Annotated in this window: 13 protein-coding genes; 3 read left to right on the forward strand and 10 right to left on the reverse strand. The window is 67.5% G+C overall.

The window, feature by feature from the left end:
* Window positions 1-10: 10 nt before the first annotated feature.
* The gene (locus tag ACN9MV_RS02820; protein ID WP_426391248.1) at window positions 11-934 is read right to left on the reverse strand and encodes a polysaccharide deacetylase family protein; all 924 of its coding nucleotides are present in this window, start codon (window positions 932-934) and stop codon (window positions 11-13) included.
* A gap of 13 nt (window positions 935-947) precedes the next feature.
* Window positions 948-1379, reverse strand: coding sequence for a hypothetical protein (locus ACN9MV_RS02825; protein WP_097200939.1), 432 nt, complete (start codon window positions 1377-1379; stop codon window positions 948-950).
* Between the two features lie 145 nt (window positions 1380-1524).
* On the opposite strand from ACN9MV_RS02825, the gene ACN9MV_RS02830 reads away from it, so the two are divergent.
* Both ACN9MV_RS02830 and gshB read left to right on the forward strand, forming a co-directional pair.
* Entirely contained in the window at window positions 1525-1659 is a 135-nt protein-coding gene (locus ACN9MV_RS02830; RefSeq protein WP_426391249.1) for a hypothetical protein, read from the forward strand.
* Window positions 1659-2618: a glutathione synthase gene (gene gshB / locus ACN9MV_RS02835; protein ID WP_093076974.1), complete on the forward strand. Its 960-nt coding sequence runs from the start codon at window positions 1659-1661 to the stop codon at window positions 2616-2618. Before ACN9MV_RS02830 ends, gshB begins: the two co-directional genes overlap by 1 nt.
* A gap of 9 nt (window positions 2619-2627) precedes the next feature.
* Here gshB and ACN9MV_RS02840 read toward each other — a convergent pair whose 3' ends face one another.
* From ACN9MV_RS02840 to ACN9MV_RS02855, 4 genes are all read right to left on the reverse strand, one after another.
* Window positions 2628-4838, reverse strand: a complete 2211-nt coding sequence (locus ACN9MV_RS02840) for a TonB-dependent receptor (RefSeq protein WP_426391250.1) — start codon at window positions 4836-4838, stop codon at window positions 2628-2630.
* A 117-nt stretch (window positions 4839-4955) separates the two neighbouring features.
* Complete coding sequence (locus ACN9MV_RS02845) at window positions 4956-5723, reverse strand: class II glutamine amidotransferase (RefSeq protein ID WP_093054034.1); 768 nt, start codon at window positions 5721-5723, stop codon at window positions 4956-4958.
* Window positions 5724-5776: 53 nt separating this feature from the next.
* On the reverse strand, window positions 5777-6916 hold the full coding sequence (locus ACN9MV_RS02850) for an ABC transporter substrate-binding protein (RefSeq protein WP_093054036.1): 1140 nt from the start codon (window positions 6914-6916) through the stop codon (window positions 5777-5779).
* A gap of 73 nt (window positions 6917-6989) precedes the next feature.
* Entirely contained in the window at window positions 6990-8477 is a 1488-nt protein-coding gene (locus ACN9MV_RS02855) for a DHA2 family efflux MFS transporter permease subunit (protein WP_093054038.1), read from the reverse strand.
* 128 nt (window positions 8478-8605) lie between these two features.
* Here ACN9MV_RS02855 and ACN9MV_RS02860 point away from each other — a divergent pair, with 128 nt between their 5' ends.
* Window positions 8606-9919, forward strand: coding sequence for a zinc-binding metallopeptidase family protein (locus ACN9MV_RS02860; RefSeq protein ID WP_093076978.1), 1314 nt, complete (start codon window positions 8606-8608; stop codon window positions 9917-9919).
* Here the strand turns inward: ACN9MV_RS02860 and ACN9MV_RS02865 are convergent.
* The 4 genes from ACN9MV_RS02865 to ACN9MV_RS02880 are packed head-to-tail and all read right to left on the reverse strand — an operon-like array spanning window position 9910 to window position 12627.
* Entirely contained in the window at window positions 9910-10146 is a 237-nt protein-coding gene (locus ACN9MV_RS02865; RefSeq protein ID WP_093054040.1) for a cysteine-rich CWC family protein, read from the reverse strand. The genes ACN9MV_RS02860 and ACN9MV_RS02865 overlap by 10 nt on opposite strands.
* Entirely contained in the window at window positions 10143-11399 is a 1257-nt protein-coding gene (locus ACN9MV_RS02870; RefSeq protein ID WP_426391251.1) for a 6-phosphofructokinase, read from the reverse strand. Before ACN9MV_RS02870 ends, ACN9MV_RS02865 begins: the two co-directional genes overlap by 4 nt.
* A gap of 55 nt (window positions 11400-11454) precedes the next feature.
* Window positions 11455-12270 carry an enoyl-CoA hydratase-related protein gene (locus ACN9MV_RS02875; protein ID WP_093077172.1) on the reverse strand — a complete coding sequence of 272 codons (816 nt, stop codon included), beginning with the start codon at window positions 12268-12270 and terminating at the stop codon, window positions 11455-11457.
* Window positions 12271-12303: 33 nt separating this feature from the next.
* Window positions 12304-12627: a DUF2917 domain-containing protein gene (locus tag ACN9MV_RS02880; protein WP_307615339.1), complete on the reverse strand. Its 324-nt coding sequence runs from the start codon at window positions 12625-12627 to the stop codon at window positions 12304-12306.
* Window positions 12628-12651 lie beyond the last annotated feature (24 nt).

A 12651-nucleotide genomic window follows, 5' to 3' on the forward strand; every position in this document is an offset into this window, starting at 1 on the left:
GCAGGGCGCCTCAGTCGAATTCTCCTGGGCGCTCCTTCGCGAGCCCTTCCACGTGCGAGGCGATCGCGCCCGGCGTGGTAAACCAGATGTCGCCCCGGTCGCGCGCCTGCGCCAGGTGCGTGAGTGCGGTGCGCAGGTGCCGCAGCCGATAGGGCTGGCCCACGATGTACGGGTGCAGCGCCAGGCCCATCACCAGCGGCTGCGTGCGCGACTGTTCGAGCATCTCCTCGAAGTTGTCGATCACCATCGCGCTGAAATCCTTCGCGTCCATCAGGCGGCCGACGATCATCGGGATGTCGTTGAGCTCCTGCGGATACGGCACCGACCACAGCGAGCCGCCGCCGCGTGTGCGCATGCGCAGCGGCTGGTCGTCGTGGCACCAGTTGAGCGAGTAGCTGTAGCCGGTCTCGGCCAGCAGGTCGGGCGTGACGGCGCTTTCCGAAATCCATGGCGAGAGCCAGCCGGCGGGTGCCTGCCCGCTTTCGCGCACCATGCGTTCGCGGCAGCGCTGCAGCAGCGCGCGTTCGTGCACTTCGTCGAGCGCGCCCTGGCGCTCGGCATTGCTGTGACCGTGGCCGATCAGCTCGTCGCCGCGCGCCACCAGCGCCTGGACCAGCTCGGGGCAGTGGTCATACAGCGCGGTGTTGACGAGCGCGCCGGTGGGCAGCGCGAGCGCGTCGAACAGCTCCAGGCAGCGCCACGCGCCGACGCGGTTGCCGTACTCGCGCCAGCCGTGGTTGAGCACGTCGGGTTGCGGCGAGGCCGGGCCGATGCATGCGCCCAGCCCGTCGCCGAAGGCGAAGTGTTCGACATTGAAGCCGATGTACACCGCCAGCCGCGCGCCGTTCGGCCACACGTAGTCGGGCCGCCGCGTGATGGGCCGGTAGTCGAAGCGGTCGTGCGTGGGAAGCCGGTCGGGCCAGCGCGTCGTCATGCCTGGGGCCTCATCACAGCACGGCGAGGCCGGCGCGCACCAGCAGCCATTCGGCGCTGTCGTTCCACACGTCCATCTGCACGATCAGGCCATGGCGCACCACGTAGCGGTCGACATAGCGATTGCCTTCGAAGGCCGTGCCGTCGGGCCATGCGCCGTAGAGCGTGCCGAGGCTGTAGACCACCGTTTCCTCGGGCGTTCCGCCGGCCACCGTTTCGGTGCGCTCGATCTTCTTCTTGACCCACGCATAGCGCTTTGCGTTGAAGGCGGAGGTGTCGCCGGGCGCCTGCATTGGCCGGTTGCCGGTGAAGCGGATGCGGATGCCGGGCGCGGTGAAGCGGGAGGCCGACTGCGGGTCGGGAATCATCACCAGGCGAAGGAACTCGTCGACCACGGCGGCGGGGTCGAGCGCGGGATTGCTCTGCTGCGAAACGGATGCGTCCACGGGGTTCTCCAATCTTGCTGGGCCATGGCGGTGCACGGCGGGATGTCGCGACTGGGTTCGTGCAATTCCCGTGCCTGATGGTTGACATTATGGAATTCAGATTGTTGACAATCTGGTGCTGCCGGCCTCCCGGCACAATCGCCCGATGCGATTCCCCAAGCCCGGCCGGACGCATGAAGAAAAGGCCCCGGCCGGCAAGGACATCGCCGCTTCCGGCAACATCGCGCCCGATATCCCGGTGGCAGCCGCCGCTCCCGGCACCGCAAGAAAGAACGCCTGATGAAAAACATCCTCTTCGTCGCCGATCCGCTCGATCACTTCAAGATCTACAAGGACACGACCTTCTCGATGATGCGCGAGGCCCAGCGCCGCGGCCACCGCATCGCGGCCTGCCTGCCGCAGGACATTCAGTGGAAGTCGGGCGGCGTGGTCACGGCCACGGTGCAGCAGATCACGCTGACCGGCGACCCGAAAGATTGGTACAGCGTTGACATCACCGAGGCCAAGGCGCTGAAAGACTTCGACGCCGTGCTGATGCGCAAGGACCCGCCCTTCGACGCCGAGTACATCTACGCCACGCACCTGCTGGAGCAGGCCGAGCGCGAGGGCGCGCAGGTGGTGAACAAGCCGCGCGCGCTGCGCGACCACCCCGAGAAGCTCGCGATCATGGAGTTTCCGCAGTTCACCACGCCCACGCTGGTGACGCGCAGCTCGCAGGCCGTGCGCGACTTCCACGCCGAGCACGGCGACATCATCCTGAAGCCGCTCGACGGCATGGGCGGCATGGGCATCTTCCGCGTGCGGCAAGATGCGCTGAACCTCGGCTCCATCGTCGAGACGCTCAACAAGGACGGCGCAGAGACGATCATGGTGCAACGCTTCGTGCCCGAGATCGTGCAGGGCGACAAGCGCATCCTGATCATCGCGGGCGAGCCGGCGCCCTTCGTGCTGGCGCGCATTCCGCAGGGCACCGAGGTGCGCGGCAACCTGGCTGCGGGCGGCAAGGGCGTGGCGCAACCGCTGACCGCGCGCAACCGCGAGATCGCCGAGACCGTGGGCCGTGCGCTCGCGCCGCGCGGGCTGCTGCTGATCGGGCTCGACGTGATCGGCGACTCGGTGACCGAGATCAACGTGACCAGCCCGACGTGCTTTCAGGAGATCACCGAACAGACCGGCTTCGACGTGCCGGCGATGTTCATCGATGCGCTGGAAGAGACCCTGCGCAAGCAGGGCCGCTGACGCAGCAGGTCAGAAGTCGATGGTGCCGCTCACCGCGAACGTGCGCGGCGCGCCCAGCACCAGGTAGTTGCTGCCCTGCGTGCCGCCCACCGAGGCCCAGTACGACTTGTTGAACAGGTTGTCGATGCGTGCGCGCAGCGTGAGCGCGCGGCCGTTGCCGAGGTCGACCAGGTAGCGCGCGCCGATATCGAAGCGCGTCCACGACGGCACCGACTGCGTGTTGGTGGCGTTGGCGTACTGCTTCGAGGTGTACAGCACGCGTGCGTTCAGCGACAGGTTGCGCAGGCCGGGCACGTCCCATTCGGCGCCGAGATTGGCCTGCTGCTTGGCCACGCCGATGGCGGTGAGACCGTCGGTCGCGCCGCCTTGCGTGTTCTTCTGCTTGGCGTCGAGCAGCGTCAGGCCACCGAGCAAGCGCAGGCCCTTGGTGGGCTGGCCGAACACCGAGAACTCGAGGCCCTGGTTGCGTTGCTTGCCGTACAGGCCGTAGGTCTGGCCCGAGTAGTAGTAGGTGGGCTGGTCGGTGGTGAAGAACGCGGCGCTGGCGCCGAGCGTGCCGCCGTCGTACTTGACGCCGACTTCCTTCTGCTTGGCCTGGTAGGGCGCAAAGATTTCGCCGGCGTTGGTGACGGGACGGTTGTTCACCGTGGTGCCCGCGACGTTGCCCTTGACGAGGCCTTCGATGTAGTTGGCGTAGGCCGAGACAGTCGGCGTGATCTTGAACACGACGCCGGCCACCGGCGTGGTCTTGCTCTTGTCGTAGGTGCTCGTCTGCTTGAGCGTGGTGTAGGCGAAGCTGGTCTGCTCGATGGTCTGGCGACGCGCGCCGAGGGTGACGAGCAGGCGGTCGTCCATGAAGGACATGGTGTCGGCGATGGCCACGCTCGAGGTGTCGATCTTGTCGGTCAGGCGCGGGTCTTCCAGCGTGTTGCCGGTGAAGGCGTTGGCGACCGGGTATGCCGTTGCGTACGGTGCGTAGATGTTGTTGCGGATGGTGCCGCGCGAGATCGTGTACGCGTTGTCGCGGTCGTTGCTGTACTTGGCGACCGAGGCCACCACGGTGTGTTTCACCGGGCCGGTCGCGAAGTTGCCGCGCACGCCGAGCTCGGCGGTGCCGATGCGGTCCTTGCGGGTGTTGCTGAAGCGAGTGTTGCTGGTGTTGCCGAACGAGTCGGTGAGGGTTGGGTTCGACAGCACGTTGTCTTCGTCGCTGCGGCGCACGCCGCCGGCGGCCCAGGCCGTGATGTTGTCGGTGATGTCGACTTCGCCGCGGAAGGTGGCGAACTTGTCCTTTTCCTTCGAGTAGGTCCAGGGCTGGGCGAAGTTGGTGCGGGCGTCGGGCGCGCGGGGGATCGGCAACGTGGACGAGGGCGTCAGGCTCGGGCGGCCGTCCTTCAGGTCGTAGTCCTGGTAGCCGAAGTCGGCCGACAGGCGCACGTTGCGGTTGTGCCAGTCGAGGCCCACGCCGAAGGCGCTGAGCTGCTGGCTTTCGTTCTTCACGCCGGTGCCGCCTTCGCGGCGCACAGCGTTCACGCGAATGCCCAGGCTGTCGTCGGGACCGAAGCGGCGGGCCAGGTCGAGGTTGACGAAGCCCTGGCCGCCGGTCTGCACGCCGAAGCCGATGCGTGTGAGCGGCTCGTTGGGCGCGCGCTTGGGCAGCAGGTTGATCGCGCCGCCGATGCCGCTGCCGCCGGGCGCGGCGCCGTTCAGGAAGGTGTTGGCGCCGCGGAACACCTCCACGCGCTCGAAGAACTCAGAAGCGATGTACTGGCGCGGCAGCATGCCGTAGAGGCCGTTGTACGAGACGTCGTCTGAGTAGACGGGGAAGCCGCGCACCACGTACAGCTCTTGGAAGTTGCCGAAGCCACGCGCCTGGCGCACCGACGGATCGTTCAGCAGCACGTCGGCCACGCTCTTGGCCTGCTGGTCCTGGATCAACTCGTTGGTGTAGTTGGTGCTGGAAAACGGCGTGCTCATCATGTCCTGGTTGCCCAGGATGCCGACCCGCCCGCCGCGCGCCACCTGGCCGCCCGCATAGGGCTTGGTCAGGCCTTCGGCCGATGCATCGGCGCTGGCTTCCACGGTCACCGTGGAGAGCGTGCCGCTGGCCGCTGCCGCAGCCGGCTCGGCAGTGGTGGTTTGGGCCAGGGCGGCCACGGTGTTGAGCGCGAGCAGCGACGCGACCACGGTTGGCCGGAGGAAGAAGCGGGGAGCGGGCATGGACGATCCAGATAAGATGCAAATGAGAACGGTTATTGTTCACTCGATTGCATCCACCTGTTGATACTTTCTTGCAATGTTGCAAAAAAGTGTCGGTCGAAAGACTTCATATCTGCGTCAGAAACCGGATCGCTGCCCGTCCACGAACACATGCAGCTCGCCCGGCGCGAAGGGTGTCCAGGTCTCGTTGGTGGTCAGCGGTGCGGTGACGACCACGGCCACGCGGTCGTTGGGCGTGGTGTGTTGCGCGAAGTCGATCTCCACGTCTTCGTCCGACAGCTGCGCGGTCACGAAGGGGTGGCGGCGCTCCACGTACCAGAGGTTGGTCGAGGCATGGGCCCACAGCGCCTGTCCGTTGGACAGCATGAAGTTGAAGGTGCCGTGGCTCGCGAGCTGTGGCGCCAGCTCGCGCAGCGTGAGTGTCAGCTCTTCGATGCTCGGCACGCCCGCATGCGACTTGGCCAGCTCCTGCATGATCCAGCAGAAGGCGTGTTCGCTGTCGGTGTTGCCCACCGGATGAAAGTTGCCGTGCAGCCGCGGGCGGAATTCCTTCAGATCGCCGTTGTGGGCGAACACCCAATAGCGCCCCCACAGTTCGCGCACGAACGGGTGGCAGTTCTGCAGGTTGACCTCGCCCTGCGTCGCCTTGCGGATGTGCGCCACGACGTTGCGGCTCTGGATGGGATAGCGCCGGATCAGCTCAGCCACTGGCGATTCGCTCGCCGGCTGGTGGTCGACGAAGTGGCGCAGCCCGCGGTCCTCGAAGAACGCGATGCCCCAGCCGTCGGCGTGGTGGTCGGTGCGGCCGCCGCGTTGCGCGAACCCCGTGAAGCTGAAGGTCACGTCGGTCGGCGTGTTGCAGTTCATTCCTAGCAATTGGCACATGGCGCTATTAGAGCGCGAGTGCCGGCCGGCCGTGCGGCGGATCCGCTCGCCGCTCAGCGCACGAAGCGGCCCTCGGGCGTGACGCGCACCATTTCGATGAAGCGCGAGCCGGTGGTGTTGCCGGTCGAGAAATCGATGTCCATGCCGGCCAGGCGGAACTTGAGCGCGCGCAGCGTCGCATGCAGGCGGGCGCGCGTCAGGTCGCGGCCGGTGCGCTTGAGTGCCTCGATCATCACCAGCCCGTTCAGGTAGCCCTCGAAGCTGCCGTAACCCACCGGTACCTGTGCCCGCTCCGCCAGCCGGCGATAGTCGCGCGTCACCGTCTCCACCTCGCCCCAGGGATAGGGCATGACTTGCGAGATCGCGAGGCCGCCCGCCTGCAGGGCCACCACCTTGGCCGTGACTTCGCCCGGCACGATCGACATGCCGTAGAACATCGGCTTGCTGCCGGCGGCGTAGGTGGCCTTGATCACCTCGCCGGCCACGGTGCCGGCCAGGTACATCAGGATGGCCTGCGACTGGCTGTCGGCCAGCGCCTTGCCGGCGGCGGCGGCGTCGGAGCCGTCGCCCTTGGCGACCACCTTGGCCGTCGGCACCAGCTTGTGGGGGACCATGGCCGCCTCGATCAGCTTGACCGCCTCGGCGCCGCCGGGGTTGTCGAGGTGGGCGATCGCGATCTTGTTCACACCGATGGTCGCCAGGTGCTCGACCAGGGCCTGCGCTTCACGGGCGTTGCTGGCGCGCACGAAGTAAGCCGATCCCGCGACGCGTTCGCGCGCGCTGTCGCCCACGCCGTAGCCGCCCACGCTGGGCGCGCCGCTCTGCTGCAGCAGCTTGGCCGCGGCGGCCGTGGTGCCCGAGCCCACGCAGCCGAAGAAGGCGAACACGCGATGGTCGTTCAGCAGCTTGGTGTAGTTCTCTACCGCCTTGTCGGCCTTCAGCTCGTCGTCCAGCGCCACCATCTTGATCTTGCGCCCGTTCACGCCGCCCTGTTCGTTGACGGCATCGAACGCCAGCGCGGCACCGTTGTGCACGACCTTGATCTGCGATCCGAGCGGCCCGCTCAGCACGGCCGAACTGCCGAGCACGATTTCACTGTCGCTCACCCCCGTTTCGGCGGCTTGCGCGGAAGAGAGCCGAGCGAGCCCGGCGGCCGCCACGGCCGTCGAGGCGATAAAACTTCTGCGTTGCATGTAAGACCCATCCCAACTGATTTAACAAATTCTCACAATTAGAGACGATGGGTTCTTTCGTACTACTTGGTGCTTACCCTGACTGTGGCGGGCGGCGCAATTGCCACGCTGCGCAGATGGCCAGCGCGCAAAGGCCGGCGAGCATCGCGAAGACCTCGTCGAAGGCCGCGAGCCGCGCCGGGCTGGTCATCGGGTTGGCGAGCGAATCGCCGTGCGCCGCGAGACGCCACTCCAGCACGATCGCGCACAGGCTCACGCCGGCCGCGCCGCCCAGCATGCGCACGAAGTTGATGGCGCTCGCGCCCTGCGGGATCAGCGGCTTGGCCAGCGGCCGCATCGAGCCCAGGTTGAGCGAAGGCAGGATGAAGCCCAGCCCGATGCGCCCGATGATCGCGAAGGCCACCAGCAGCCACAGCGCGCTGTCGAGCCGCAGCACCATCATCAGCGCGAACGAGGCCGCCAGCAGCACGAGCCCGATCGTCACCAGCACCCAGGTCGGATGCTTGTCGGCCAGCCGGCCCACGCCGGCGATGGTCAGCGCCAGCACGATGCCCGCCGGCAGCAGGATGGTGCCCACGTGCGATGCGGAAAGGTGCAGCCCCACCTGCATGTACACCGGCAGCAGGTAGGTCGAGCCGAACAGCGCCGTGCCGTAGATGAAGGCGACCACGCTGCCCATCGCGAACTGCCGGTACTGGAAGAGCGCCAGGTTCATCAGCGGCGTGCCGCCCGAGGCCGCGAGTCGACGTTGCCACCAAACGAAGATGCCGAACGCCAGCAGCGCACCGGCCAGCAGCAGGCCCGCCTGCAGCGGTGAATCGCCGCGCAGCGCGACCAGCCCGTTCAGCAGGCACAGCGTGCCAACCGTGCCCAGCGCCAGCCCGCGCGCGTCGAGCCCGCTGCCGCGTACCGCGGCCACGCCGCCGGGCGCAGTCTTGGGCACGAACTTGTAGGCCAGCCAGAGCGAGGCCAGGCAGAACGGCACCACCATGAAGAAGATCGAGCGCCAGCCGAACAGATCGACCAGCACCCCGCCGATGCTCGGCCCGATGGCCGGCGCCAGCACCACGCCCATGCCGAAGATGCCGCTCGCACGCCCCTGCTCGTGCGGCTCGAAGGCGCGCAGGATGATGATGGCCGGAATGGGCTGCACGACCCCCGCCGCCAGCCCTTCGGCCACGCGCGCGAACAGCACCAGCGAGAAGTCGTTGGCCACGCCGCCCACGATGCCACCCACCAGCAGCAACAGCATCGTGCCCACGTACGTGCGCCGGTAGCCGTAGCGCGACAGCAGCCACGGCGTGGTGAGCATCGACACCGTCATCGCCACCATGAAGCCCGAGCTCACCCACTGCGCGCGCTCCTGGCCGAGCGAGAAATGATGGCTCATGCCCGGAATCGCAACGTTGACGATGGTCGAGGACATGATCGACGCCATCGTCCCCACCATGACCGACAGCAGCAAGTACCAGCGGTAGCGTTCGCCATAGCGCTCGCGCAGCGAGCCGATGGAAGGCGGGGCCGGCGCGATCGCGGCTTCGGAAGTCTGTGGGGAGGTCATGGGGCGGCGGAATGTCTCGGGGTCCGTCGTCCTACAAGCATATCGGTCTTTGCACGGCCGGGACTGCGCGGGGCGGCCGCACAATGCATCCGCTGTCCCCTCCGCGTCAAGAAGATCAAGACAAGAACATGGACTCTTCACCCGACGAACAAGCCAATGCCCAGCAGGCTGCCATCGAGCCCGAAGGCGCGCCTACGCTTGCGGCCGAACTGGCCTCGCCGACCGTCAGCCGCGCCTATCGCTGCCAGTGCGGCCGCCCCGTCTTCCTGCGCAACAGCGAATGCCTGGCCTGCCACACGCCGCTGGGCTACGTGATCGACCGGCTCGGCGTCATGCCGCTCGCACCGGCCGTGGGCGAGGGCGCGCAGCCCGACACCTTCACCGTGTTCGGCGATCCGCACGGCAACACCTACCGCCGCTGTGCGAACCTCATGACGCCGGCCGCCTGCAGCTGGATGGTGCCCGCCGCGCGCGACGGCGAACAACTGCCTCCCGATACCCAAGGCCTTGCGCCGGGCTACTGCCTGGCCTGCAGCGTCACGCGCACCATCCCCGATCTCTCGCTGGAGAGCAACGGAGAACTCTGGCGCAAGCTCGAAACCGCCAAGCGCCGGCTCATCTCGCAGCTGCTCGCGCTCGGCCTGCCGGTGGTGAGCCGCCATGTCGATCCCGTGCACGGCCTGACCTTCGACTTCCTCAGCAACATGCCGGGCGGCCCGCACGTGATGACTGGCCACCAGCACGGCGTGATCACCCTCAACGCCGAGGAGGCCGAAGACGCCGTGCGCGAGCGCATCCGCGCCGAGATGCGCGAGCCCTACCGCACGCTGCTCGGCCACTTCCGCCACGAGATCGGCCACTACTACTGGGACCTGCTGGTGCTGCCCACGCCGTGGATCGACGACTTCCGCGCGCTCTTCGGCGACGACCGCGCCGACTACGCCGCCGCGCTGCAGACCCACTACGAGCAGGGCCCGCCGCCCGACTGGGCCGACCGCTTCGTGAGCAGCTACGCGAGCACCCATCCGTGGGAAGACTGGGCCGAGACCTGGGCCCACTACCTGCACATGGCCGACACCGCAGACACGGCGATGAGCTTTGGCGTCGACGCGACCAACGTCGAGCTCACGAGCGACCTGTTCACCCTCGACGACCTGTGGCAGCCGGAAGATCCCGATGCCGGCAAGTTCCTGGACTTCATCAATGGCTGGGTGCTGCTCACCAACGTGCTCAACGAACTGTCGCGCAGCATGGGCCAGCCCGATTACTACCCCTTCGTGCTGCCGCGCGTGGCGGTGGGAAAGCTGCAGTTCATTCACCGCGTGATCACGCAGCAGCGGCCGGGCGATGCGCCGACGATGGTGGTGGCTGGCGATGTGGCCGACCCTGCACCCGAGCAGGTGCAATCACAGACGCAATCGCAAAGCTCCGGTCAGCCCTGAGGCGGCGACTCGCCCGTCGCGCAGCGCATGCAGATGCACGCCAGCCCGCGCATGTCTTCCGGCAGGTTCGTGAGCGGCGCCCTGCTGAAGTCGACCTGCATGCACCAGCAGGGTGGCTGCGTTTGCCCCGTCTCTCGTTCGATCTCCATCGCGCAGCGGTTCGGCTCGCCGCACAGCGGACAGCGCGTGGCGTCGATCAGGCCCGGGACTGCCGCCAGAGTGGTCATGCGATCTCGAAGGCCGGCAGCTTCTTCGGCACGGCCACGTTCTGCAGCGTCACGTACACCGGCAGCCCGCCGCTGTAGGCCGGGTAGTCCTCGCCCTCGATCAGCGGCAGCAGGTAGCGACGGCACTTCTCGGTAATGCCGTAGCCGTCGTCCGAAATGAAATCGCGCGGCATCGGCTTCTCGACGTTGGCGACGGATTCGAGCGGCGCGCTGCCGATGCGATAGGCATACGGCACGTCGGACGTGCGCTCGATGGTCGGCATCACCGCGTTGCGGCCTTCCAGCGCCAGCTCCACCGCGCGCTGGCCCAGCTCATAGGCCTGCTTCACGTCGGTGGCAGAGGCGATGTGGCGTGCCGCGCGCTGAAGGTAGTCGGCCACGGCCCAGTGGAACTTGTGGCCCAGCGCTTCCTTGACCATCTGCGCCACCACCGGCGCGGCTCCGCCGAGCTGCGCATGGCCGAAGGCGTCGCGCGTGCCCTGCTCCGCGAGGAAGGTGCCGTCGGGGTGATGGCAGCCTTCGGACACCACCACCGAGCAGTAGCCGTGCTGCTTCACCAGTTCATCGACACGTGCGATGAAGCGTGCCTTGTCGAATTCGATCTCCGGGAACAGCACCACCACCGGAATGCCCTGGTCCGCCGCCAGGCCGCCCGCCGCGGCGATCCAGCCCGCGTGCCGGCCCATCACTTCGAGCACGAACACCTTGGTCGACGTGGCCGCCATCGAGCGGACATCGAACGAAGCCTCGATGGTCGACACCGCCACGTACTTCGCGACCGAGCCGAAGCCCGGGCAGCAATCGGTCAGCGGCAGGTCGTTGTCGATGGTCTTGGGCACGTGGATGGCCTGCAGCGCATAGCCCGTCGACTGCGACAGCTGGCTCACCTTGAAGCAGGTGTCGGCCGAATCGCCGCCGCCGTTGTAGAAGAAGTAGCCGATGCCGTGCGCCTTGAACACCTCGATCAGCCGCTCGTACTCGCGCCGATTCTTCTCCAGTGACTTGAGCTTGTAGCGGCACGAGCCGAAGGCGCCCGAAGGTGTGCTGCGCAGCGCTGCGATTGCTTCGGCAGTTTCGGCGCCGGTGTCGATCAGCTCTTCGGTCAGCGCGCCGATGATGCCGTTGCGCCCGGCGTAGAGCTTGCCGATGCGGTCCGGGTGCCGGCGCGCCGTTTCGATCACGCCGCAGGCCGACGCGTTGATGACCGAGGTGACGCCGCCCGACTGGGCGTAGAAGGCGTTGAGGATGGGCATGCGCGGGATTCTCCCGCAGCCCTAAGGCAGGCGCCAGTGCCGGCGTGTCAGGATGTCAGCGGCTCTCGAAGACAGGTGGCCGCTTCTGCAGGAACGCGCTCACGCCTTCGCGGAAGCTGGGGCGGTCGATCAGCTCGCGCTGGCGCTCGCTCTCGTAGTGCAGCTGCTCCTTCAGCGTGTGGTGCTCGGAGGCCTCGAAGGCTTCGCGCGCTTCGAGCACGGCATGCGCCGGCAGGCGGGCGAGGCGCTGCGCGATGCCCTTGGCTTCTTCCAGCAACTGCTCGTCGTCCACGCAGGCCCAGATCAGCCCCCACTGCACGGCACGCCCCGCGCCTACGCGTTCGTCGAGCAGGGCCATGCCCATCGCGCGCGCCCGGCCGGCGCGGCGCGGAATGGCCCAGGTGCAGCCGAGGTCGGGCACGATGCCGAGCTTCGGCAAAAAGGGCAGATAGAAGTAGGCACTGCGTGCCGCGATGGTCACGTCGGCTGCCAGCGCCAGGCCCACGCCGGCACCGGCCGCCGGGCCATTGACAGCGGCAACTACCGGCACCGGCAAGCTGCGCAGCGTTTCGATCAGCGGGTTGCTGAGCTCCTGCATCCACTCGGCAGTCTGTGTGCCCAGTGACTTGTCTTTGTCGCCCGGCGCCATCGCGCTCAGGTCGGCGCCCACGCAGAAGGCCTTGCCGGCGCCCGTGAGGATCACGGCGCGCACCGAGCGGTCGTCGCGTATGCGTTCCAGCGCATCACGCAGTTCGACCTGCAGGCCGTGCGCGATCGGGTTGAGCTTGGCGGGCAGGTTCAGCGTCAGCGTTGCGATGCCGTCGGCCTGTTCCTGGAGGATGAAGGGTTGTGTCGGTGCGTCGGGGCTCATGGGCATCGATGGTTCGGCGCCCATGGAGCACGGTCAAGCCGGGGACAACCCGTGGGGCAGAAGTCGCCAAGGCGACCATGCGCGCGAACGCGCGGGCAGCGGCATCGCGGCCGGCTGCGCATCCGATACCGTGATGCACGACGGCTCCAGCGCCGAGACCAGCACGCGCCGGTGGTCGGTGCTCTCGAAGCGGTCGCCGGGCTCCAGCACGATGTCGCGCATATCGCGGTCGAGCGTGACCCACACCGAGCCGCTGCGGCACTCGATGCCCACGCCCGCGCCGTCGGGCACGGTGAAGACGGAACGTTTCGGCAGGTTGACGTGGAAGCGGGAGGTGTTGGAAGAAGAGGCGCTCATGGCAAGCTCCATTGCATTCGTGAT

The organism is Variovorax sp. R-27, from assembly GCF_049913215.1.
Lineage (GTDB): Bacteria > Pseudomonadota > Gammaproteobacteria > Burkholderiales > Burkholderiaceae_C > Variovorax.

Bases quoted from the DNA above. Each gene is read 5' to 3' on its own strand.
- ACN9MV_RS02820 (WP_426391248.1), bottom strand. From the start codon at position 934: ATGACGACGCGCTGGCCCGACCGGCTTCCCACGCACGACCGCTTCGAC.
- ACN9MV_RS02830 (WP_426391249.1), top strand. From the start codon at position 1,525: ATGCGATTCCCCAAGCCCGGCCGGACGCATGAAGAAAAGGCCCCGGCC.
- gshB (WP_093076974.1), top strand. From the start codon at position 1,659: ATGAAAAACATCCTCTTCGTCGCCGATCCGCTCGATCACTTCAAGATC.
- ACN9MV_RS02840 (WP_426391250.1), bottom strand. From the start codon at position 4,838: ATGCCCGCTCCCCGCTTCTTCCTCCGGCCAACCGTGGTCGCGTCGCTG.
- ACN9MV_RS02845 (WP_093054034.1), bottom strand. From the start codon at position 5,723: ATGTGCCAATTGCTAGGAATGAACTGCAACACGCCGACCGACGTGACC.
- ACN9MV_RS02850 (WP_093054036.1), bottom strand. From the start codon at position 6,916: ATGCAACGCAGAAGTTTTATCGCCTCGACGGCCGTGGCGGCCGCCGGG.
- ACN9MV_RS02855 (WP_093054038.1), bottom strand. From the start codon at position 8,477: ATGACCTCCCCACAGACTTCCGAAGCCGCGATCGCGCCGGCCCCGCCT.
- ACN9MV_RS02860 (WP_093076978.1), top strand. From the start codon at position 8,606: ATGGACTCTTCACCCGACGAACAAGCCAATGCCCAGCAGGCTGCCATC.
- ACN9MV_RS02865 (WP_093054040.1), bottom strand. From the start codon at position 10,146: ATGACCACTCTGGCGGCAGTCCCGGGCCTGATCGACGCCACGCGCTGT.
- ACN9MV_RS02870 (WP_426391251.1), bottom strand. From the start codon at position 11,399: ATGCCCATCCTCAACGCCTTCTACGCCCAGTCGGGCGGCGTCACCTCG.
- ACN9MV_RS02875 (WP_093077172.1), bottom strand. From the start codon at position 12,270: ATGAGCCCCGACGCACCGACACAACCCTTCATCCTCCAGGAACAGGCC.
- ACN9MV_RS02880 (WP_307615339.1), bottom strand. From the start codon at position 12,627: ATGAGCGCCTCTTCTTCCAACACCTCCCGCTTCCACGTCAACCTGCCG.